Here is a 22,382-nt window from a genome sequence, read left to right as displayed (position 1 = left end):
ATGAAGCGAGCCGACTACGCGTTCCCCTTCCGCATCGACCCCTCCTCGCGCCAGGGCGCCCAGGCGCGGAGCTACGAGGCGCACGTCGAGCAGATGATCCGTCAGGTGCTCCTCACCAGCCCGGGTGAGCGCGCGGACCTGCCCGAGTTCGGCTGCGGGCTGCGCCGGCTCCTCTTCGCCCCCAACTCCGAGCCGCTGGTGGCCACGGTGCGACTCCAGGTGCGCCAGGCGCTGGATCGCTGGCTGGCCGGGCAAATCGAGGTCCGCGATGTGGTGGTGGCCTCGCCCCAAGAGGTACCCGAGGAGAATCAAATCCTCCTGCGCGTCGAGTACGTCCTGGTGGAGACGCGCACCACCCGTCGGCTGGAGGTGCGGGTGACATGAACATGCCCGGAGACCGCCGCCAGAGGCTGCGCCAGAGCACGACGCTCAACGGCATCGACTTCATCCGCGTCGACAAGACGCAGACGAAGCTCGAGGTCCACTTCCTCAACCAAGAGCCAGGGGTGGCTCTGCTCCAGAACTCCGTGAAGGAGCCGCGCATCACCGGCGGGGACGCCATTCCCACTGTGCCCGTGCTGCCCGGGCTCCAATGGTCCACCACCCCCGAGGGCTTCCCGGTGCTCGAGCTGCACGTGTCCGCACCGGGGGACTTCTCCCAGTACACCCTCAGCCTCAGCAGCACGCTGCTCGATCCGTTCTTCTCCCGCGCCACCTTCTCCTTCAAAGCCCATTGCGAATCGCGGCTGGACTGCGAGCAGCCGCCCGAGGACTGCGCGCTGGAGCAGCCTCCGCCTCCGCCCATCGACTACCTCGCCAAGGACTTCCACAGCTTCCGCAAGGCGCTCTCCGACTTCTCGGCCCTGCGTTATCCGGAGTGGCAGGAGCGCTCGGAGGCTGACTTCGGCGTGATGTTCCTGGAGTCGCTGAGCAGCATCGCGGACGACCTCAGCTACCTTCAGGATCGGATCGCCGCCGAGGCCTCGCTCGACACCGCCACCCAGCGCCGCAGCCTCGTGCGGCACGCTCGCCTCGTGGACTACGAGCCCCGGCCCGCCATGGCCTCCCAGGGCTGGCTCTGGCTCCAGCTCAGGGAAGGAAAGAGTGGTCAACTGCCGGCCGGCCTGCCCGTGAGCGCGCTCGGCCCCGATGGCGAGCGGATCGACTTCGAGACGGGACGGGGCCTCGAGGATACCCAGAGCTACCCTGTGGACTCCCGGTGGAACCCGGGCAAGCTCATTCCGTACGCCTGGGATGACAGCGAGCGGTGCCTGCCGGCTGGTGCCACGGACATGTGGATCCAGGGGGACGGGCTGGGCCTGTTCGAGGGCCAGTGGCTCCTCATCGACACCGAGCCCCGCACGGGGGGCAACGAGTCCCTCCGCGCGCTCGTGCAACTCACGGGCATCCAGAAGAGCAGCGACCCGCTCGTCGATGACACGAAGCTGACCCGCATCACCTGGAGGGCCGAGGACGCGCTGGCCCGCGATCACGACCTCACCCGCACGCAGGTGATCGGCAACCTCGTCCCCGTGACGCAGGGCCGCCGCTTCCGCGAGTCCTTCATCGTCGAGGGAGTGCCCTCGGGAAGCCGCCAGTCAGCGCTCGTCCGCACCGGCCCCAACGACACCCTGCAGATCCTCTTCCCACTGGCCCAGGCGCCCCTCGCGTGGCGCCCGTCCTCCGAGGACCCCAACAGCCCACCCCGGCCCGAGCTCCGGGTCATCCGCCAGGACGAGGATCCTCCCGAGCCCTGGACGTGGCAGCGGAGCCTGCTCGATGCAGGCAGCTTCGAGACGGTCTTCACGGTGGACCCGATCCGCTACCGCCCCGTGGGCATCCGCCACCCGGACGGAACCGTCTCCATGGACTACGACGGGGACGGAGAGACGCTGCGCTTCGGGGATGGCGTCTTCGGCGAGATGCCCGATGAGGGCGCCGTCTTCCAGGTGACGTACCGGACCTCCGTGGGTGCCGCGGGCAACGTGGCCGCTGACTCCATCACCCTCTTCGAGCCGAACGGCCCCCTGGGAGAGTGGGCGACGCAAGCGAGCAACCCCTTCGCGACCGAGGGAGGCGCGGACGCAGAGAGCGCCGAGTCCGTGAGGCGGCTCGCCCCCGAGGCCTTCCGGGCCCGGCGGCTCAACGCTGTGCGCCCCGAGGACTACGACGCCGCCGCCGAGTCACTGCCCTGGGTGCAGCGTGCGGGCACCGTCGTCCGCCACACGGGGAGCTGGCACACCGTCTTCACCGCGGTGGACCCCTTGGGCTCCGAGAGCTTGCGCCCCGAGCAGCACCTGGAGCTGGCGAACCTGCTCGGTCGGCGGCGGATCGCCGGTCACGAGGTCTACGCCTCCGCGCCGCGCTACGTCTCGCTCGACCTGGAGGTGCTCGTCTGCGCGCGTCCGGACGCCTTCCAGGGCGACGTGGAGGAAGCCGTGCTCGAGGCGCTGAGCAACAAGCGGCTGCGCAACGGGAGGACGGGCTTCTTCCACGTGGACCGCTTCACCTTCGGCACGCCCCTGGAGCGCAGCGTGCTGGAGAAGGAAATCCAGCGCGCCCACGGCGTGGCCGGAGTCCATCACATCCGCTTCCGCCGGCGAGGCTTCACCTCCGGGTTCGTCACCCTGTCCAATACGCTCACCGTGGGCACCGACGAGATCCTCCGGGTGGACAACAACCCGAGCCGCCCCGAGCGCGGCTCCATCAAGGTCATCGTGGAGGGGGGCAAATGAGTCAGGAGCCCATCTGCCCGTGCGAGGAGCTCATCCACCCTCGCCCCATCTCGAACCCACCGGGGCGTGACACCCTGCTCTACCGCGTGGGGGACTTCGCCACCTTCCGCGAGGCGCTCCTGCAAGCCCGCCCCGGAGAGCAGGAGCTCGCTGGCTGGCGCCCGAGCACTCGGGGAGACCTGGCGCTCCAGCTCCTCGAGTGGTGGGCCTACCTGGCGGACATCCTCACCTTCTACAACGAGCGCATCGCCCAGGACGCATACCTGCGCACCGCCGCCAGCCCCGGCACCGTGGAGCGGTTGGTGCGCGTGTTGGGATACCGCCCGCGTCCCGGACTCGGCGCCACGGGAGTGCTCGCGGCGCTGATCAACTCCCGCCTGCCCCTCACGCTGCCCCAGGGGCTCGCCATCCAGAGCAAGCCTGGGCCCGGCAAGAAGCCGGAGATCTTCGAGCTGGATGAGGACACTCGGCTTGAGCCCTCGGGCTCGCTGGCCGCGGAGGTGGTGGCTCCCACCAACCTCGCAGGCAGGACGGACGTGCTCCTCCGGGGAAGCCTCACCACCGTCCGCGAGGGTGAGCAGTTGCTCCTCGTCTCCAAGGACTGGGCCAAGGCGAGCGACAAGGGCCGGGGCTATGCGGTGGTGACCGTGCAAGCGGTCTCGCGGGAGAAGGACTCCCGAGGCCGGTCCGTGACACGCATCACCTTCGACGACGACATCCCCGGGACGATCCGTCCATCGAACTCGGAGCCGGCGCCAGCCACGAACTACCGCCTGTTGAGGGCCAGTCAGACCGCGCAGCGATTCCCTTACGGTTCGGTGAACCCGGGCAACAGCACGGTGCACCTGGAGTCCATCTTCCGGAGCGCTCGGAGCGGAGAACAGCTCCTCCTCAAGTCCACCAGCGGCGCGTTCACGCTTTCCCTGGTGACGAACTACGCGGAGCAGGTCTGGTACGCCAACGACGCGAACCCCACGATACCGCCCACGGAGCCAGCGGCCGTCATCCCCATCCCGCACACCGTGCTCACCTTCTCGCCCGCCGCCGCCGCGGCCACGGTCCAGGTGGACTTCGGCTGGCAAGAAGTAGGCGAGCTCATCGACATCCCCCCTGCCTCCGTGCTGGCCTCGGGCGTCACTCTGGCGCTCGACGCACCCCTGCCTCTCCCCCAAGGTGCTACCAGTCGTCTCGTCCTCCTGGAGGACAGCAAAGGTCAGGGGACCCAGGGCCGCGCCACTCCGTTCGGAAGCACGACGGCGAACCAGGTTCACGTCTCCGAGCTCGACTCTCAAACCGAGCTCATCCCGCCCCTTCGCCTGCTGCACAACCTGCTCCCCGTCTCTCGGGGCGCCACGGTGGCCCGCGAGGTGCTGGGCAGCGGAGACAGCAGCCGCGCCAACCAGAGCTTCGTGCTCCAGAAGTCACCTCTCACCTACCTGCGCGAGGGCGCGGGCTACCGGAGCACGCTGCGCATCTGGGTGGACAGCATCGAGTGGAAGGAAGTCCCGAGCTTCTACGGCCAGGCTCCCGACGCACACATCTTCGTCACGCGCGAGGACGAGGAACAGAAGACCCAGGTCCTCTTCGGAGATGGAGTCCAAGGCGCGCGGCTTCCGACGGGCCTGGGGAACGTGGTGGCCTCCTATCGCCATGGCAGTGGTGCCAGCGCGCCCGAGGCCGGGACGCTCTCCGTGCTCCTGCAATCGCACCCGGGGCTCCAGTCGGTGCGCAACCCAGTGCCCGTCACGGGCGGAGCGGATCCCGATCCCGCCGCGAAGCTCCGACAACTCGCGCCACGCTCAGTGCTCACCTTCGGCCGAGCCATCTCCGCGGGTGACTACGAGGCGCTCGCCCTGGAATCGCCCTCTGTGAATCGCGCGAGGGCCTATTGGACCTTCGACACGGAGCAGCAGCGTCCCCTGATCAAGCTGTACGTCGGAGACACCCCGGAGGCGAAGACGTCCGCCGAGCTCGCGATCCGCTCCGCGTCCGATCCCCAGCGCCGCGTCGAGGTGCTGCCCGCGCAGGAGAAGCCCGTCCAGCTCAAGCTTGAGGTGTTGAAGGATCCCCGCTTCCTCGCCGAGGAGGTGGAGAAGGGCATCCGCCGCGCTCTCATGGATCCCGAAACCGGTCTCTTCGGCGTGAAGACCGCCCGGATCGGCACCACGGTCTACAACAGTCAGATCTACGAGGCCTGCCTGCGAGTCCCCGGCACGCTGGCGGTGCACCTGCTCCTCTTCATGCATTGGGATGTCATCGAAACCTGGCCGAACCACTCCCCGGGAGAAGGCGGGTTCTACGTCCTCGAGGATCTCAAGCTGACCCTGAAGGAGGCCGCGACCCATGCGTAACGACGCGGATCGCTACGAGGCCTACTACGCGCAGAAGCTCTGGCAGCTGCTGCCGGAGCTCTACCGCGCCGAGGATTCCCCCGAGCTGAATCGCAACGGGCCCCTGCGCGAGCTGGTGGAGCGCATCGGCGCGCAGGCGGCGATCGTCCGGCGCAGCATGGATCGGCTGTGGGAAGACCAGTCCATTGAGACATGCGACGACTGGGTCATCGCCTACATGGCGGACCTCCTGGCCACGAACCTCGTCCCGGGGCTCGATGCCCGGGGACAGCGGCGGGACGTCGCGAAAACAATCTACTACCGGCGCCGCAAGGGCACCGTCCCGCAGTTGGAGGAGCTGGCCGCGGACCTCACCAGCTGGGACGTGCGGGTGGTGGAGTTCTTCCGCCGCCTGGGCCGGACCCGACACCGGCTCGATCCGGAGGTGGGTGGCCCCGGAATGGGACGTGCGCTGCAAGTGGCCCAGGGGCTCTCGGGGCCGCTCACGCGCACGGCCATTGGAGGCACTGCGGACCTGCGCTCGCACTATGGGGCTCGCCTGGCCCACACCGCCTTCGACGAGTTCTTCCACACCGCCGACGTCCGCCGCGGCCAGGGCCACACCGGCTGGCATGGCATTCCCCGCCTCGGCGTCTTCCTCTGGCGCCTTCAGAGCGTGCCGCTCGAGAGCGTGACGCCCGTGCGCGACGCGACGTGCGAGAACCAATACACGTTCGATCCCACCGGCAGGGACATCCCCCTCTTCGCGGCCTCGGCGAGGGTCTACGGGGACCAGTCCTCATCCCCCGCCGAGCACCAGCTCCCCGCTCCCATCAGCGGTCCCCTGCTCCAGACGGCCTTCGCGGAGCTCTACGCGGCGAAGTCCGCCCTGGATGCCACTGCGGTCGTGGACCACTCGCTCGGCATCTACCGTCTGTCTCCGTCAGGCCTCCACTACGAGCTGGTGGAGTACGACCCCGAGAATCCCCAACTCACCGCCGATCCCCGGCAACTCGAGCCCGACTACCTCCTCCTGCCCGAGCGGGGACGCTTCCTGCGGCGTGAGCCGGAGAGCGGCGAGGACTTCCGCGTCAGCTACCACACCGGTTTCTCCTCGGGCATCGGCGCGGGAGGATACGACCGGCGGCTGCCCGGCAAGATGACGGCACCGCTCGCCGAGCCCCTCCTGCAGGTCTCGGGAGGTGGCGACGCCCTGACGTTGGCACTCGGCACGGACCCGCTCTCCGGGACGGTGCTCCTCGAGGACTCGCTCACGTACACGAGCGGCTTCGACGTGGAGCTCCAACCGGCCTTGTTCACCCTGCGCGCGGAGAACCACCGACGTCCCGTGCTGCGACGTCCGCCCGGCCTTCCCGCCTCCGCCTGGACCTTCACCGGAAGTGTCGGCCCAAAGGGCCAGACGAGCGAGCTGCGCCTCGACGGCCTCTTCTTCTGCGGCGATGACGTGGTGCTGGCGGGCACGTTCGACCGGGTGGTGCTCACCACCTGCACCTTGGATCCAGGCAACCAGCCGGAGGGCGCCAGTGACCCGCTCCTGGCTGCGGACGGCAAGCCACTCGGGCCCTGCCGCCTGCGCATCCTCGGACAGGTGCGTGAGCTGGAAGTGGACCGCTGCATCCTGGGTCCCGTCCGGACGGAAGGCACGGGCACGCTCGAGCGCCTCACCCTCGTGGACAGCATCCTCCAGGCGCCTCCGGGCGAGCAGGTCCTGGACCTGAAGACCACGGACGTGAGGATGAAGCGCTGCACGCTGCTGGGAGAGGCGCGGGTCCACCGCTTCGACGCGGACACCAGCATCCTCCACGACGTGGTCACCGTGGAAGACAACCAACACGGCTGCGTGCGCTTCAGCGCATGGGCCACGGGCAGCACGCTGCCACGGAAGTACGAGTCCGTGGAGCTCGCGTCCCGACAGTCCCTCTTCGCCTCGCGGGCTTTTGGCCGGCCGGACTACGCGCAGCTGCTCCTCACGGCCCCCACCACCGTCAGCGAGGGCGCCGAGGACGGCTCGGAGATGGGGGCCTTCTGCCGGGAGAAGTACGCGCTCAAGACGCGCGCCCTCCGCATCAAGTTCGACGAGTACATGCCAATCGGTCTCAGCCCCGTGTGGGTCTACGTGACGTAGCGCACGGCGATTGGCCAACAGGAAGCGAGCACCTCCGCCCCGTCAGGCAACGAGGGAGAGCACATGGGCAGTGACAGAGCACGGAACACCTATGATGAGCACCAGCAGTACCGGTCGGTCGTCGCCCAGCAGGGCCGGGTGGTCATCGAAGCCGACCTGAACGAGGCACAGGAGATCGCCTCCGAGGAGCTGCGCGCCGAGACGCTGGATTTCGTGGGGCCCGCGGGTACCCCGACTCCAGTGGACGGCAGTGAGGGCGGCTACGCGGTGAGCCTCGACGACGTGCCCGACAGCGAGCGCGCGTTCAACTTCGTGGTGAAGCCCGGGACGATGTACGTGGGAGGGCTGCGGGTGACGCGGCCTGACACCCTGTCCCCCTTCGACACCACGTACTGGGGCCAGAAGAACACCGAGTGGGTGGACGGGCCCGTCTTCGAGCCACCCGACGCCTCGGTCTGGCGCGAGCTCATCTACCTGCACCTGAGCGAGCGGGAGGTGAGCGCGGTGGAGGACGCGGCGCTGCGGGACGTGGCGCTCGGAGGACCGGACACCTCGCAGCGCACGCGCCTCACGCAGCACATTGTGCGGCTCGGAGTCTCGGACAACACCACCACCTGCCAGGAGGCACTCGAGCAGGCGCGCAAGTACTGGGAGAACCAGGGTCAGAAGTTCGACCCGGCCACGATGCGGCTGATGCCGACCGCCAGGCTTCTGGTGGAGCTCGTCCCGCCGGAGCCAGGAAAGGACTCCGCGTGCGAGCCGGCCGCGCAGGCGAGCTACCTCGGCGCCGAGAACCAGCTCATCCGCGTGCAGGTCTCCGACCAGGGCAACAAGCTCCTGTGGGGCTACGACAACGGCTCGCACCTGTACCGCGTCGACCTGCTGGACGAGGGCAGGAAGGTGAAGCTCAAGACGAGCCCAGTGGACGACTTCCACTTCCCGAGGGAAGGCCAGGTCGTGGAGCTCCTGCGCGCCGCGGTCCGGCTGGATAACGGGCAGTACACCGCCGCGCCCACGGGGCTCACCTTCAAGCTCGGGACCAATCCCTACGAGCCGAACGACCGGCTCCTCACGCTGAGCGACGAGGCCCTGTCCGACCTCTACCTGGACAAGGACAGCACACCGGCCCTCTTCGTGCGCATCTGGGAGGACGAGCTGGATCCAGGCTTCGAGTCCCCCTCGCTCCTCGGACAGACAGGTCTGCGTGTGAGCGCCCAAGGCCTGCTCGTGCCCGGGGACTACTGGATGGTCGCGGTGCGTCCGAGCACGCCCCAGCAGCTCTACCCCGCGCGCTACCTCGATGGCCCCCAGTTTCCGGACGGGCCACGCCAGTGGGCCTGCCCCCTCGCGCTCCTCGAGTGGGATGACGGTGAGGGAACGGTGCTCTCGGACTGCCGCCCGCCGTTCGACAACCTCGTGGAGCTGACCGCACGGGTCAAGGCGCTCGAGGAGAGGCCGGTAGGAGGCGGGTGCTGCAGCGTGACGGTGACGCCCGAGGACGCCGCCAGGCTCCAGGAGATCATCGACAAGCTGGTGGCGGAACAAAGGAGAGGAAGCATCACCCTCTGCTTCAGGCCCGGGCGCTACGGGCTCCACGAACCGCTGCGGCTCAGCGGCTGGAGCCATGAATTCACGCTCGAAGGCTGCCGGGGCGCGGTGCTCACCGTCGAGGAGGGGCACCAGCATCGGTTCCTCGATGGGCTCATCGTCCTGGAGCAGGTGGGTCGCGTCACCATTCGTGGCTTGGAGTTGCGCCTCGTCCCCTTCCCCTTCGCCAAGATGGACGGCGCCTCACTCGCCTCCCTGCCCCTGGAGGAGCTCCGCTCGCGAGGCAGTGATCAGCTCGGCGAGTTCATCCAGACCCTCTCGGTGGGAATCGGCATCCGGCTGGTGAGGACCACTCGGGTCCTTATCGAGGACTGCCAGTTCGACACCGCGGCCTTCATCGAAGGGCCCTTCTTCTCGGCGGGCATCTTCGCCAACGACACCTGTACGGGCCTCGAGGTCCTGAACAACCAATTCCTCGCCGCCGAGCCACCCGAGGATTCGAAGACGCCGGAGTGGCAACGCATGAGCTTCGGCTACCTGCACACGCCCTCGACGTCGTTCCTGCCCGACACGCCACCGTACGTCCCGCTCACCCGGGAGACGAAGATCCGCGGAACACTGGCGGCGCCCAGGCTGGACGACGCCACCTTCCGGGGGAATCGGTTCTCGAACCTCTCGGCCGCGATCTTCCTCCAGGCCGATCCCGGCACCCTGCACCTCGAGGCCAACCAGGTCCGCAACGGCTACGCGGGCTTCTGGTTGATGACCCTGCACGCCTCGGCCTACGCCGGGGTGACAGACAGCGACGAGGTCAACAGGAGGCGCACGTTTAAAGAGCTCCAGGAGCTGCTGCCGAACTCCGACATGCTCCCGTTCATGGAGTCGTCCGCGTTCTGGGAGTTCTACGAGGCGGGGCTCGCACTGCTCACGGATACACTCGTCCTGGTGGCGAGCACCCTCGCCCGAGGGTACCCACTGCCGGCCGGGAGCAAGGAGCTGCCTCAAGAGGTGAAAGAGGCGGTGGCCGGGTCGTTCTTCATCGTCGATTCCGTGCGGTACCTGAGCCTCCTGGCCGCTCAAGCCGTCTCGTGGATTCCCCAGGTTTCCGACATCGTCTTCTCCGTCCCCGGTGGGTACGAGGAACTGGACTTCCTCTTCGGGCCCCTGCATCGGCTGCTCGCGGCCATCGAGAAACAGACCGATCCCCCCCGTCCCTCACAGGTGCCCATTCACGTGAGTGACAACTCGATTGAGATGGGTCGTGACACCTCGGCCGTGTCCACGGCTGCCCTCACGGTGTGGGACGCGGAGAAGCTGCCGAGCTCCGGGCCGCTCCCCACGACCTGGCCCACCTGGTCGCTGCTCGTGAGCACCAACCGGCTCCGCACCCGGTCCTTCGTGCAACCTGCGGCGCGCATCCTCAACGTGGAGCAGAGCACCGTCACGGGGAACATCAGCCATAACCGTCCTCCGCCGACCGGCACCTCGACGCCTACGCCCTGGAGCTTCCTCCTGGTTCCCACCAAGGTGGCCCCGACGGCCACCGCCCTGATCCCCGCCGCCACGGCCATCACCGGGAACGTCTTCCTTGGCCAGGCCGCGCTGCCCGTGCGCAAGGACTTCCCCTCCCTGCCCTGGGCGCAGCTCAACACCGTCCGGTTCTTCTGATGAGCAACCACCTCGCCATCGCCACCGTGACGGCGGCCCTCCGCGACCGATTGACGGAGGAGCTGCTGGACTACGTGTCCGGCGTGACCGTGACCGCCGGCCGACCTCAGGCACCGAGCAGCGGCGGTGCCCCCACGAACTCGACGCCCACCGTCCTCAACCTCTTCCTGTACCAGGTGACGCCCAACGCGGCCCGGCGCAACGCGGACCTGCCCACTCGGAGCGCCAACGGGCAGCTCCTGCAACGCCCCAAGGCCGCGCTCGACCTGCATTACCTGCTGAGCTTCTACGGGGACGAGGCCACCCTCATCCCCCAGATGATGCTGGGAGCCGTGACGCAGCTGCTCCATTCACAGCCCGCGCTCACCCGGGAGCACATCCAACAGACGCTCCTCAACACAGACAATCCTGCACTCAAGCCCTCGGACCTCGCCGACGCCGTCGACACGGTGCGCTTCACGCCCATCACGATGTCCGCGGACGAGCTCAACAAGCTCTGGTCCTTGCTCCAGACGCCCTACGTCCTCTCCGTGGCCTACCAGGCCAGCGTGGTGCTCATCGAGAGCCGGGACCTGACGCCCACCCCTCTTCCGGTGCGCAGTCCCGTCGTCGCGGTGCTCCCGCTGCGCCGCCCCGTCATCGAGAAGCTCCTGTCCCAGGCGCCTGGCCCTGGCCAGCCCATCGTGGAGGGCCAGCCCATCCACGTGGGGCACCGGCTGGTGATTCGCGGCCGGGAGCTCCTGGGTGCCTCCGCGGCCTCCACCTCCGTGAGGCTCGGCGACACGCCGCTCCCACTGAGCGCGGACCCCCAGAGCGACACCCAGCTCGTCGTGGAGCTGCCCAACAGCCTGCGCGCCGGCGTGCAGACCGTGCAGGTGGTGCACGCGATGGAGTTCGGTGATCCACCCGCGCTGCGCCAGAGCGCGGAGTCGAGCGTGGCCCCCTTCGTCCTGCGACCCAAGGCCACCTTCACCAAGGCCGGCTCGGACATCCAGGTGGGCTTCGAGCCACAGGTGCGCAAAGGGCAGCGCGTGGTCCTGCTGCTGAACAGGTACGGCGTGCCCGCCGGCACCCAGGCCGAGGCCTACGGCGTCACGATGACGGCGGCGGCCGACAGTGGCTCACTCACCTTCACGCTGCCGGCCGTGGCTGCGGGGGACTACCTCCTGCGAGTCCAGGTGGATGGCGCCGAGAGTCCCGTCGACCTCGACACCGGCCAACCTCGGATGGCGCTCCCATGAAGGCCGAACACGAGTACTGGACCGAGGCCAACCAGCGCTACCTGTCCGCGGCGCTCGGGCGGGTGCGCGCAGTGCTGGAGCGGCACGCCACGAGGGAGCCCCGGGAACCGGCCCCGGTGGAGGAGCGCGCCCTCGAGGAGTCCTCCGTGGTGATGCCAGCGCCCCCCGCGCTGGACAGGCTCAGCGCCATCTTCCAGCTCTCCCCCTTCGAGCGCGATGTATTGCTGCTGTGCGCGGGCGTGGAGCTGGACTCCACCTTCGCCGCTCGCTGCGCCAGTGCCCAGGGAGACCCGCGACGCACGTGGCCCACCTTCAGCCTCGCCCTGGCGGTGCTGCGCGGAGCGCACTGGAGCGCCCTCACTCCCAGCGCACCGCTGCGCCGGTGGCGGCTCGTGGAACTGGGGCCGGGTGACGCGCTGACGACGAGCCCCCTGCGCATCGACGAGCGCGTGCTGCACTACCTGGCCGGGGTGCAGCATCCCGACGAGCGGCTGGTGGGACTGCTCGAGTCGCTGACACCACCTGGACTGCTGGTGCCCTCGCACCAGGACCTGGTCAGGCGACTCGTCACCCTCTGGTCCCGAACTCCAGAGGGAACGCAGCTTCCGGTAGTGCAGCTATGCGGAGACGAGGTGGCCGACAAGCGGGCCATCGCCGCGGCGGCCTGTAGCGCGCTGGGGACGAACCTGTACCGGGTCTTCGCGAACGGGCTGCCCACGGGGACGGATGAGGTCCCCATGTCCCGCCTCCTCTGGCGAGAGGCCGCGCTGAGTGGGAGCGCCCTCCTGCTCGACTGCCACGACCTGGAACCCGGAGACAGCGCGCGCCTGGGCGCGGCACTCCGATTCATCGAGCGCGCGGAGGGACCCCTCTTCGTGAGCAGCCGCGAGCGCTTGAGGCTCCCCGGTCAGACGCTCACCACCCTCGACGTGGCCCGACCCACGCACCACGAGCAGCGCCTGCTCTGGAACGAGGCCCTGAAGCCCGCCTCGCCGGAGCTGGTCGAACGGCTCGTGACACAGTTCGACCTGAGCGCGCCGGCCATCCGAGACGCAAGCGCGGGAGCCCGGGCATACGGGGAGGGAGAGGACCTCGGCCGAGCGCTCTGGGATGCATGTCGGGCTCGGGCCCGCCCGCGCATGGATGACCTGGCGCAGCGTCTCGAGCCGGCCGCGAGCTGGGAGGACCTGGTGCTGCCAGAGCTCCAGTTGCAGGTGCTGCGCGACCTCGTCATGCACGTACGGCACCGCTCTCGGGTGTACGAGACCTGGGGCTTCGCCGCCAAAGGAGCACGTGGCCTGGGCATCGGCGCACTGTTCACGGGCCCGAGCGGCACGGGAAAAACGATGGCAGCGGAGGTGCTGGCGAACGAGCTGCGGCTGGACCTGTACCGCATCGACCTGAGCCAGGTGGTCAGCAAGTACATTGGCGAGACGGAGAAGAACCTGCGGCGGGTCTTCGATGCGGCGGAGGAAGGCGGCGCCCTCCTGCTCTTCGACGAGGCCGATGCGCTCTTCGGCAAGCGCAGCGAGGTGAGTGACAGCCACGACCGCTACGCCAACATCGAGGTGGGCTACCTGCTCCAGCGGATGGAGGCCTACCGGGGGCTGGCCATCCTCACCACCAACATGAAGAGCGCGTTGGATCCCGCCTTCCTGCGCCGGCTGCGCTTCGTGGTGCAGTTCCCCTTCCCGGGCCCGGCGGAGCGAGCGGAGCTCTGGCGTCGCGTCTTCCCTCGTGAAACCCCCACGGAAGGCCTGGACTACGCGAGGCTGGCGCGGCTGGACATCGCCGGCGGCAACATCCGCAACATCGCGCTCAACGCGGCCTTCCTCGCGGCCGAGGAGGGAACGCCCGTGCGGATGCAGCACATCTCGCGCGCCACCCGGAGCGAGTTCTCCAAGCTGGAGAAACCCCTGACCGGTATTTCGTTCGAGTAACCGCCGCCTCGCTCAGGGACGGGGTGTTGGCCGCAGCGCTTCATGCAGCTGGGAGTGGTTGAACCTGGCGCGGCAACCCCCTTCGCCAGGACACACCGTGTGACTGGGGTTGGCCTCCAGGTTGGCGGAGAACCGGTTGTAGTAGCGCTCCCCTTGTTTGAAATACTCGACGTAGACGGCGTCGCGCATTTCCCGGGGGTAGTTCGTGAGATGCGAATCGAAGAGCCGTTGTGCCCGGGCGATCACCGCGACGGTCGTGGTCACCGTGCCACGGTTGGTGAGCAGGAAATTGATGATCTCGCTCACGCGGATGGCCGACCGCGGCGACCCGGGGACGGAAAGCTCCCCGCTCTCCGTCAGTTCGAGAGCGGTACGAACCTTGATGTTGGCCATTCCGACATCGTTCTCCAGCGTGTTGAGCAGCTTGCTGTGGAAGTCGAAGTAGCGATCCACATCGATAGACGCCTCGGGGAGCGAGTCCAGTACTGCGTCCTGCGCCTCATCGAGCAGGGCCCGAGACCCCCGACGAGTGTTGTACTCGTCCGCGATCGCTCCCGCGACCGCTACGGACGAAACGCCCTGTTGGGCCGAGATGACGTTGATGAGCGAGGCGATCGATCGGATGTACCGATACGTCTCGTCGTCATAGTCCACCTCTGTATCCGAGGCGCATTGGCAACTCACGGTGGAGCCGGAAGCGGGGGCGGGTGAGCCCGTCCCTGCATCACGCCGCAGCAGAACCGGGGTACCGGTAGAGATGGAGCGGCTCGTTCGAGCCACGGCCCCCTCATTCGCCCCACCCACTGCATCCGCCATGACCTCCGCCTCGTGCTCGGCCGGGCTGTCGAGGGCGCCAAGCTCCAGTCCCCGAACAGGCCCGTGGCGCGCCGTCTCCAGCGGAGCCCGGTGGGCCAGAGGAAGGCCGGAGTGAGGCAAGGGCCTCTGCTGCACCACGTGGGTGAGCTCGTGCGCGAGCAACCGGCGTCCGGAGAAACTTCGCGGCGCGTACTGCCCGTTCCCGAAGACGATGTGCTCGCCGACGGTGTACGCGCGCGCATGGACGCTCCGAGCGGACTCGGCGGCACGTACATCCGTGTGCACTCGAACGCGGCTGAAGTCGTGACCGAAGCGCGACTCCATGTCCTTCTGCACGGCTGGGTCGAGGGACATCCCAGGTTCGCGGAGCACCTCCGGAACGAGCGAGCCCACCTCGGAGGCAGCCGACCCGGTCTCACGCTGAGGCCCCGGGTGCTTCTTCCGACACTCTGCGCACGGGCTGCTCGCGCAGGAGGGGCTCGCACAGGTGCAGGAGCGTCGCTGCGTCACATCCGAGCCCGGGAGAGAGCTCCGAGCTCGCTGCATCTGGGGGGAGGAAACGCGTCGCATCATGTCAGGACCTCACTTCTTCTTCGCCCCACCCTGTTTCTTGGCTTCGGCCTCGGCCTTTGCCTTGGCCTTGGCTTCGGCCCTTGCCTGGGCCTTCGCCTCGGCCTCGGCCTTGGCCTTGGCCTTGGCCTCTTCGGCGGCCTGTTTCTTCGCGGCCTTCTCGGCCTCGCGGCGTGCCTTGCGAGCCTCCTCGCTCTCCTCCGAATAGGCCGTCTCGGCCTCGGCTTTCTTTTCCTTCTTGTACGCGGTGATGGCTCGCTGAACCTTGGCGCCGGTGCCGCTGTTGCGCCAATCGAAGTGCATCATGTCGCCGTAACTTCCCCCGCCCCAGTCGAGGCCCGTCCCCTGGGTCATGCCGTCGACGAACTCCTTGCTAAAGTCGAAGAATCCCCCCTTCTTGATGACCTCCACGTTGGAGCCCCGCTCCCAGCGGCCGGCCAGGAACTGGAGATCGCTCTCGATGATCTTCTTGGCTGCCTCGGCGAGCACGCCGAGCGCCGTCTCCTTCGTGAGGGCCTCCGCGTCATCGACGATCTTGCGCTCCGCCTCGCTGAGCTTCTTTTTCTTGCTCAGCGGAGCCTTGACGTCACTGGCGTAGCGCTCGATGAACCGCCGCAGGTTGGGATTTTCCTCGAGCTTGGGATCGTCACTCAGCGCGAAATAGGAGACGAGCGCGGAGTTCAGCTTCTTGAGTTCGTCGAAGGAGCTGCTCAGCGTGAGAGACATCTCCGCGCCATTCACCAAAATCCCGGCCCGGGGGAAGACCAGGTTGGACGAGGACTCGCTGATGTATGGGTTGGCGGTGTAGTTGACGTCGATCGCCAGTCCGAACAGGTGCGAGGAGAGCGCGGCGCAGGTGGGGAACGAGCGCGAGCCTCCGATCGTTCTCACGCCCAGGTACTTGCCGGCCTCCGCCGGGGACTTGCTCGGACCGCCGTAGAGGTCGGCGAAGCGCTGCTCGAGCTGCTTGAGAATCGCCGCGAACTCCTTGTGGATGGACGGAGAGATGGAGACCCCGAGGAAGGAAGTGTCCACGAAATCCTTGAGCCAGGTGTCGTAGTCAAAGCCGGCATTCGTCAGGATGTTCTTGACGTAGACGGCGGGGGTTTCCTCGACACGCAGGGTCTTGGCCTTGTCCGACTCCTCGATGAGGGTGGCCTTCTTCGTGGCCTCGAGGGTATGGGGCTTGGCCGGGACCATTCCAACATTGACCGCCTCGTCCTGGCTCACCTGGGTGGAATCGCCCGGGCTCTCCTTGTCCATGAGGTTGACGGCATCCTCGACAAGCTTCACAGGCGGGAGGAAGACCGTGTCCGCAATCTGCTTCACGAGCGTCACGTCGGGCATTGACGAGGACGGAGGCACCGTGAGCGTGGTCAGCGGAGTGAAGGTGAAGAGGTTGAACAGCGCCTTCACCTGGTCGTCGGGAATGTTCGCCAGGTCGGCCTCGAGCGCCTTCCGGAGCTCGTCCTCCCGGTGTTTTCCCCTGTCCCCCGCCAGCGTGAGGACCACGAGCAAGCGCGACCGGTTGATCCCCGTCGCCCGTTGGAGATTGCCGAGCAGGATGGGGAGATAGCCCATGTCTTCCAGGACCCTGGCCGTCGCCACCAGGTGGTGGATCTCAAGACCGTTCAGGAAGGAGTAGACGGCCTGGTGGCGAGGGGTGAAGTCCAGAAAGCTCCCATCCACTGCCGCATCACGCGCTACCACGCGCTCCGCCCGGGCTGAGATCGGAGTGGGCTGGAGGTGCCTCGACGCCGCCATCGCCTCTCGCTCGAAACGATCCTCCAAGGGACCGAGTTTCAACCCCGGCCCGGCTGAAGCGCCCTCCTGCTGGAGCACGTGAGTCAGCTCATGGGCCAACAGCCTCCTGCCCGCCTCGGTGGAGGGGAGGTAGCTCGGGGCGTCGAAGACGATGTCCCGCCCCACCGTGTAGGCCCTTGCACCGATGGCTCGCGCCGACTCGGACGCCCTCGTGTCGGCATGGACTCGCACCTGGCTGAAGTCGTGCCCGAGCCGCTCTCCCATGAACGTGCGCGTCCCCTCATCGAGCCTCTGGCCGGGCGAGCGCAAGACCTCGTGGACGATGGAGGGAACCGGCTCTGTCTCCGCGGGAATGCGGTGAGGAGCGCTCCCTCCGGCTCGTGACGAAGCGCCCTGAGGAGCGGGTGAACCCGTGGTGGCGGCTCGGGAGCCCGAGGCGAGCGTTCTCATACTCCAGGAGGATATCGAATCACGGAGACACACTCCCAGTACGTGGGAGCACTGGCCTCGCATCTCTCCCAGTGCCTGAACGCGGGCGAGCACCCGCCCGTGCTACTGCCCTCTTCCTCTCCCATCACAATATCGGTAAAAAATTCGGGTAAAATTTTGACAACCCGCCCGCTGTACTACGGTACAGGGAGGGGATTTGCATGCAAATCCCCGTGAATTCAGCTATTTAGCCCCATCAAGACAGGCCGGGACGACGACCGAGGCGCCTGTCAGTTTCTTTGCGGACAGGGAAGGCCGTACCCGAAAACGTTTATTGCAAATCGGTAAACGCCTCCGCACAGTGGCAGGGTGTCGGAGAGGCCGGGTACTGAGAAGGAAACCCCCGTCCAGGACGCGCAGAGATGAACGAGAACGCACTCAACGCGAACGTGGGCCTGAAGCTGCGCGGGCTGCGGCTCGCGCGGAACATCAAGCAGACGGATGCGGCCAAGGATCTGGGAGTCTCCCCGGCGTACTTGAACCTCATCGAGAAGGGCAAGCGGGTGATGCCCTTCCCGCTGCTGTGGAAAGCCCTGCGCTACTTCGACCAGGACCCCGAGCAGTTCATGTCCACGCTCGGCGAGGGCCGGGTGGACGAGGCGCTGGCGAAGCTGTTGGACGAGCCGCTGCTCAAGAGCCTCGACATCGATCCCGAGTCGCTGCAGAGCCTGTCGGCGGAGCCGAAGCTGGCGGGCACGGTGGCGGCGCTCTTCAACCTCTACAAGAACACGCGCACGCAGCTGGAGAACGTGCTGGCGCAGCTCAACGCCGAGGAGCGAGCGCGCACGCAGTCGATGCCGGGCAGCTCCGCGGGGCCAGGCCTGCGCTTCGACTACTCGCCCTTCGACGAGGTGAGCGACTTCCTCCAGACGCACCACAACTACTTCCCCGAGCTGGAGGAGCAGGCCGAGGCGCTGCGGCGTGACTTCAAGCTGGGCCGCCTGATCAACAGCCCGGAGCTGATTCCGCTGCTGGAGGAGCGTTTCGGTTACCGCGTGCGCTTCGAGTCCGCGGCCAGTGGCTCCTCGGTGGTGCGCCGGTTTGATACCGAGGCCCAGGAGCTCATCCTCTCACCGGACCTGACGGAGCAGCCGCTCAAGTTCCAGATCGCAGCGTCCATCGGATTGCTGGTGCTGGACCGGGAGAAGCTGGTGGAGCGGATCGTGGGCGCGATGCGCACGCGGCACGCGGAGACACAGCGGCTCATCAAGGTGAACCTGGCCAACTACTTCGCCGGCGCGCTGATGCTGCCCTACGGGGACTTCTTCAAGGAGGTGGAGCGCACGCGCTACGACGTGGAGCTGCTCTCCAACCTCTTCGGCACCACGTACGAGACGGTGGCCCACCGGCTGTGCAACCTGTCGGATCCCAAGCGCAAGGGCCTGCCCTTCCACTTCCTGCGCTCGGACATCGCCGGCAACATCTCCAAGCGCTACAGCGGCACGGGCATCAAGTTCGCCACGGGTGGCGGCTCGTGCGGCAAGTGGGCCGTGCACCTGGCCTTCCTCAACCCGTCGCAGCTCACGCGGCAATACTCGATGATGCCGGATGGCACCTCGTACTTCTGCTTCGCGAAGGTGCAACTGCAGCCCATCGAGGGCTCCATCGTGCGCGGCACGGCCTACTCGATTGGCCTGGGCACGCACGCGGAGAACGCCAAGTACCTGGCGTACGGGCTGCCCACCACGGATCTGCGCAAGGACGCGGTGCCCAGCGGCATCTCCTGCCGCTTCTGCGAGCGCACCGACTGCAACCAGCGCGCGGCGGCCAGCTACCGCTTCGCCTTCTCCTTCGACGAGTACACCAAGAAGGATTGCTTCTTCTCTCCCCTCCTCGTGCACGAGGCCGGCCGCGGCGGTGAGCACCGCGGTGGCAACGGTCATGGCAACGGCCATGGCGAGCACCGGGAGCAGCCGCGTACGGATTCACTGGACAAGTCCGCGCGGCGCCGCAACAAGGGCGAGGAGCACTGAGCCCCACGAACATGAGCATCTCCGATACCGAACGCGCCCACATCCTCGAAGCCCTGCAGCACCAGCGCAACGCGCTCGCCACGACGCGCATCACCGGAGAGCCCGGGGAGATCGGCAAGGGGCTCGTGCACCTGGCTGAGCTGCACGGCATGCTCGAGGACCATGCCGAGAGCCGCCGCCACTACGAGGAGGCGCTGGGCTACTTCCAGACGGCCGGGGACAAGCACGGCCAGGCGCAGGTGTACTTTGGCCTCGGGGTGGCGCGCGCCAACTTCGAGGACCACCGGGGCGCCATCGAGCACATCGCCAAGGCCGCGTTCCTCTTCAACGAGCTGAAGGATCAGGAGAACGAGGCGCTGTGCCGCGCGGCCATCGGCGAGTCGCTGCGCTCGCTGGGCCAGGCCAAGGCCGCCGAGGAGAAGTACCAGGAGGCGCTGCTGCTCTACCGGCAGTCGAAGAACGGGCCGCGCATCGCCCAGCTGCTGCTGGACATCGGCGACATCCGCATGGAGGCGGGCGAGTACGAGGCGGCCCGCAAGCGTTTCGCCGAGGCGTTGCCGCTGCTCGAGAAGGAAGGCGAGCCGGAGCCGCTGGCGCTGTGCCGGCTGCTGCTGGGCGAGGCCGAGGGCCTTTTGGGCAACCACAACTCAGCGCGTCCGTTCCTCCAGGCCGCGGTGGACATGTACTCGGATCTGCACGATCACGTGTACGAGGCGCGAGCCCGGTGGGATTTGAGCATCGCGTACACCTTCGCTCAGGAGTGGAAGGCCGCGCGTGCGGAGCTTGAAGCGGTGATTCCGCTCTTCGAGGAGCAGGGGCGCCACGACGATGTGGCCAGGGCCCGGAAGGTCCTGGCGCACTTCGACGCACGCGGGGTGTGAGTCAGGCGTGGAGCCCCGCGCCCACGGCCAGCGCGAGCAGCCCCAGCACGCCGGCCGCGTAGAGCGCGTACTTCCACTCACCGCGGATGCCCAGGGTGGTGCCGGCCACCACCAGCCGCACCACGGGCGTCACCAGCAGCGCCGAGGCCGCGCCCTTGCGCAGCACGTCGATGACCACGTGCACGTTCTCGGACTGGGGCAGGGCCTCTAGCGCGAGGGAGGCGAGGAAGAGCCCACCGCTGCACATGGCGCCACCCCGGAGGAGCCGGGAGATCCACTGCTCCCCTGCCTCGGCGCGAGCCACCTGCGCGGGGGTGGCGCCGCGCAGGGGAGCCTCGGCATCACCTCTCGCAGGAGCTGCCGCCTCCGGGTGGACCGTATTCTTCAGGTCCAAGGGGACAGCACCCGTCACCATCACGGGACCCTCTCTCGTCATTGTCTCGGCCACAGTCCCTCCCCCCCCTTCCACAGCATCTGGGCCGCCACCAGTAGCAGCACCAGAGCGAACAACCGCCGCAGCACCGCCGTGGGCAGGCGCGGCATCAGCCGGCTCCCCACGGACGCGCCCGCCAGCACCCCCACCACCAGCGGCGCCACCAGCGCGAGCTTCACGTGCCCGCGCCAGGCGTAGGCGGCCACGCTCGCCGCCCCCGTCACGCCGATCATGAGGTTGCTGGTGGCACTCGCCACCTTGAAGGGCACTCGCATGCCGTAGCTCATCAACGGCACCTTGAGTGGACCTCCGCCCACCCCCAGCAGTGCCGACAGGCCCCCGGCCACGAAGGAGCCGGAGATGCCCAGCGGGAAGTTGGTGGGCACATAGTCCTCGACACGCTGCTCCGGCGGCGCGCGCATCAGCAGCATCTGCGCCGACACGTAGAGGGTGAAGAGACCGAACACGAGCGCCACCCACGCCGGCGCCAGCAGGCCCGCCACCAGCCCTCCGACGATGGCGCCCATCACCGTGGCCAGCTCCAGCGTCAACCCGAGCCGGATGTCACTGAGCCGACGCTCCACGTAGCTGGCCGCCGCACCGCAAGAGCTGGCCACCACGCACATGAGGCTCGCGGGCACCGCGTCTTCCAGGGGGACCTTGAACCCCAGTACCAGCATGGGGACCAGGATGACCCCTCCACCTACACCCAGCAGCGCACCGGTCGCACCTGCGAGGACACCGGCTGAAATGAGGAAGAGAAGCGTCATACCCACAAAGAGGATAGGGGTCACCTCGCGGATCGGATAGCGGCATTCCCCTTGACCTCCGGTGCTCGATCGGCCGGCCGCTTTCCACGCGTCCCCCGACTCTTACGCGGCGTATGCCCCGATGGTTCCCTCGGGAAACTCCTCGAGGAACCGCGCACGCGCTCGCGGAGTGAAGATGCCTCGAGCCATGTACGCCAGCAGACGGCGCAAGACGGCCCGAGTCTGTTCCACCGCGGACTCCACCTCGGCGGCGAAGTCAAAGGCGTCATTGCGGTACAGCTCCTGGAAGCTGAGCTGCGACCAGGCAGGCAGGGCCCGCATCCGCCCCAGGGGGCTTGAGAGGTACAACCCCGCCAGGTAGAGGCCTCGCACCCACCCGTCCACCTCTTGCTTGGTGGGGGCCTGCTGCAAAGACTCCTGCGAGGCCAGCCGCACCAGCTCGTAGATGCCGCGGCCAATGCCCTTCACCGGGAAGCCGGCGCTCTTGGTTACCTCGAACTTCGAGCGCAGGCGCGGGCTGCCGATCAGGTCCACCCCGTGCAGCTCGCGCAGGTAGAAGAGCGTCTGCGTCCATTCAATCTTCCGGTGTGCGGCGAGCGCATGCTCACCTCTGCGCCGGTGACGCACCACCAACCTGTCCACTTGCGGATGGAGTGCGCGATCCAAGGACAGGTGGGTGAAGTAGCCGGCCAGCAACGCCAGCCCCGCCTCGGTGCCCACCAGCGCTCCGGCGGCCACCAGCTCGGCCATCTTCAGGCCCATGCCGACGGGCGCACGCTCGTGGTACAGCCGCGCGAAGGGGGGCCACTCCCGCCCGGAGTAGCAGGCGTTGAGTCCGCTCAGGATGCCGTCACACAAGGGGAGATCCGGCAGCGCCGCGCCAAAACGCGCGTAGGCGAGATCCTCGGACAACGCGCGCACGAAGTCCTCGGGTAACCCGCTCGGGTTGGCAGCCAGTCGCTCAATGGCCGTGAGATGCAGCAGCAACGAAGGCATGTGCCGGACGTATTCACCACGCCATGTCATTGCAATGACGGAAAACCCGACCGTTCTTGCCTGAAACATTCGCGGCGCTACA

14 protein-coding genes are annotated in these 22,382 nt (G+C 67.8%); 9 read left to right on the top strand and 5 right to left on the bottom strand.

The window, feature by feature from the left end:
• From F0U60_RS20200 to F0U60_RS20170, 7 genes are all read left to right on the top strand, one after another.
• Positions 1-384 (top strand): GPW/gp25 family protein, encoded by a 384-nt coding sequence (locus F0U60_RS20200; RefSeq protein WP_395822386.1) that lies wholly within the window; start codon positions 1-3, stop codon positions 382-384.
• Positions 381-2,735, top strand: coding sequence for a baseplate J/gp47 family protein (locus F0U60_RS20195; protein WP_395822385.1), 2,355 nt, complete (start codon positions 381-383; stop codon positions 2,733-2,735). Before F0U60_RS20200 ends, F0U60_RS20195 begins: the two co-directional genes overlap by 4 nt.
• A complete protein-coding gene (locus F0U60_RS20190) occupies positions 2,732-5,086 on the top strand; it encodes a hypothetical protein (protein ID WP_395822384.1) in 2,355 nt (784 codons plus the stop codon). The genes F0U60_RS20195 and F0U60_RS20190 overlap by 4 nt, the downstream gene beginning before the upstream one ends.
• On the top strand, positions 5,079-7,211 hold the full coding sequence (locus F0U60_RS20185) for a hypothetical protein (protein WP_395822383.1): 2,133 nt from the start codon (positions 5,079-5,081) through the stop codon (positions 7,209-7,211). Before F0U60_RS20190 ends, F0U60_RS20185 begins: the two co-directional genes overlap by 8 nt.
• A 63-nt stretch (positions 7,212-7,274) precedes the next feature.
• Complete coding sequence (locus F0U60_RS20180) at positions 7,275-10,427, top strand: DUF6519 domain-containing protein (RefSeq protein WP_395822382.1); 3,153 nt, start codon at positions 7,275-7,277, stop codon at positions 10,425-10,427.
• On the top strand, positions 10,427-11,668 hold the full coding sequence (locus F0U60_RS20175; protein ID WP_395822381.1) for a DUF4255 domain-containing protein: 1,242 nt from the start codon (positions 10,427-10,429) through the stop codon (positions 11,666-11,668). The genes F0U60_RS20180 and F0U60_RS20175 overlap by 1 nt, the downstream gene beginning before the upstream one ends.
• Positions 11,665-13,608: an ATP-binding protein gene (locus tag F0U60_RS20170; RefSeq protein ID WP_395822380.1), complete on the top strand. Its 1,944-nt coding sequence runs from the start codon at positions 11,665-11,667 to the stop codon at positions 13,606-13,608. Before F0U60_RS20175 ends, F0U60_RS20170 begins: the two co-directional genes overlap by 4 nt.
• Positions 13,609-13,620: 12 nt before the next feature.
• Here F0U60_RS20170 and F0U60_RS20165 read toward each other — a convergent pair whose 3' ends face one another.
• Entirely contained in the window at positions 13,621-14,778 is a 1,158-nt protein-coding gene (locus F0U60_RS20165; RefSeq protein ID WP_395822379.1) for a DUF4157 domain-containing protein, read from the bottom strand.
• A gap of 228 nt (positions 14,779-15,006) precedes the next feature.
• Entirely contained in the window at positions 15,007-17,208 is a 2,202-nt protein-coding gene (locus tag F0U60_RS20160; RefSeq protein WP_395822378.1) for a DUF4157 domain-containing protein, read from the bottom strand.
• Between the two features lie 401 nt (positions 17,209-17,609).
• Between F0U60_RS20160 and F0U60_RS20155 the strand changes: the two genes are divergently transcribed.
• Entirely contained in the window at positions 17,610-19,220 is a 1,611-nt protein-coding gene (locus F0U60_RS20155; RefSeq protein ID WP_395822377.1) for a short-chain fatty acyl-CoA regulator family protein, read from the top strand.
• An 11-nt stretch (positions 19,221-19,231) separates the two neighbouring features.
• On the top strand, positions 19,232-20,101 hold the full coding sequence (locus tag F0U60_RS20150) for a tetratricopeptide repeat protein (protein WP_395822376.1): 870 nt from the start codon (positions 19,232-19,234) through the stop codon (positions 20,099-20,101).
• A gap of 1 nt (position 20,102) precedes the next feature.
• On the opposite strand, the gene F0U60_RS20145 is transcribed toward F0U60_RS20150, so the two are convergent.
• From F0U60_RS20145 to F0U60_RS20135, 3 genes are all read right to left on the bottom strand, one after another.
• A complete protein-coding gene (locus F0U60_RS20145) occupies positions 20,103-20,495 on the bottom strand; it encodes a hypothetical protein (RefSeq protein ID WP_395822375.1) in 393 nt (130 codons plus the stop codon).
• Between the two features lie 38 nt (positions 20,496-20,533).
• Positions 20,534-21,304 (bottom strand): sulfite exporter TauE/SafE family protein, encoded by a 771-nt coding sequence (locus tag F0U60_RS20140; protein WP_395825329.1) that lies wholly within the window; start codon positions 21,302-21,304, stop codon positions 20,534-20,536.
• 102 nt (positions 21,305-21,406) lie between these two features.
• Positions 21,407-22,300, bottom strand: a complete 894-nt coding sequence (locus F0U60_RS20135) for a hypothetical protein (protein WP_395822374.1) — start codon at positions 22,298-22,300, stop codon at positions 21,407-21,409.
• Positions 22,301-22,382 lie beyond the last annotated feature (82 nt).

This window comes from Archangium minus, from assembly GCF_044360475.1.
GTDB lineage: Bacteria > Myxococcota > Myxococcia > Myxococcales > Myxococcaceae > Archangium > Archangium minus.
Note: the sequence above shows the minus strand (reverse complement) of the source record. Positions and strands in the feature narration are given on the sequence as shown.

Coding starts and splice junctions, on each gene's coding strand:
- F0U60_RS20150 (WP_395822376.1), top strand. CDS start 19,232: ATGAGCATCTCCGATACCGAACGCGCCCACATCCTCGAAGCCCTGCAG.
- F0U60_RS20195 (WP_395822385.1), top strand. CDS start 381: ATGAACATGCCCGGAGACCGCCGCCAGAGGCTGCGCCAGAGCACGACG.
- F0U60_RS20140 (WP_395825329.1), bottom strand. CDS start 21,304: ATGACGCTTCTCTTCCTCATTTCAGCCGGTGTCCTCGCAGGTGCGACC.
- F0U60_RS20190 (WP_395822384.1), top strand. CDS start 2,732: ATGAGTCAGGAGCCCATCTGCCCGTGCGAGGAGCTCATCCACCCTCGC.
- F0U60_RS20185 (WP_395822383.1), top strand. CDS start 5,079: ATGCGTAACGACGCGGATCGCTACGAGGCCTACTACGCGCAGAAGCTC.
- F0U60_RS20180 (WP_395822382.1), top strand. CDS start 7,275: ATGGGCAGTGACAGAGCACGGAACACCTATGATGAGCACCAGCAGTAC.
- F0U60_RS20200 (WP_395822386.1), top strand. CDS start 1: ATGAAGCGAGCCGACTACGCGTTCCCCTTCCGCATCGACCCCTCCTCG.
- F0U60_RS20160 (WP_395822378.1), bottom strand. CDS start 17,208: ATGAGAACGCTCGCCTCGGGCTCCCGAGCCGCCACCACGGGTTCACCC.
- F0U60_RS20165 (WP_395822379.1), bottom strand. CDS start 14,778: ATGTCCCTCGACCCAGCCGTGCAGAAGGACATGGAGTCGCGCTTCGGT.
- F0U60_RS20170 (WP_395822380.1), top strand. CDS start 11,665: ATGAAGGCCGAACACGAGTACTGGACCGAGGCCAACCAGCGCTACCTG.
- F0U60_RS20135 (WP_395822374.1), bottom strand. CDS start 22,300: ATGCCTTCGTTGCTGCTGCATCTCACGGCCATTGAGCGACTGGCTGCC.
- F0U60_RS20175 (WP_395822381.1), top strand. CDS start 10,427: ATGAGCAACCACCTCGCCATCGCCACCGTGACGGCGGCCCTCCGCGAC.
- F0U60_RS20155 (WP_395822377.1), top strand. CDS start 17,610: ATGAACGAGAACGCACTCAACGCGAACGTGGGCCTGAAGCTGCGCGGG.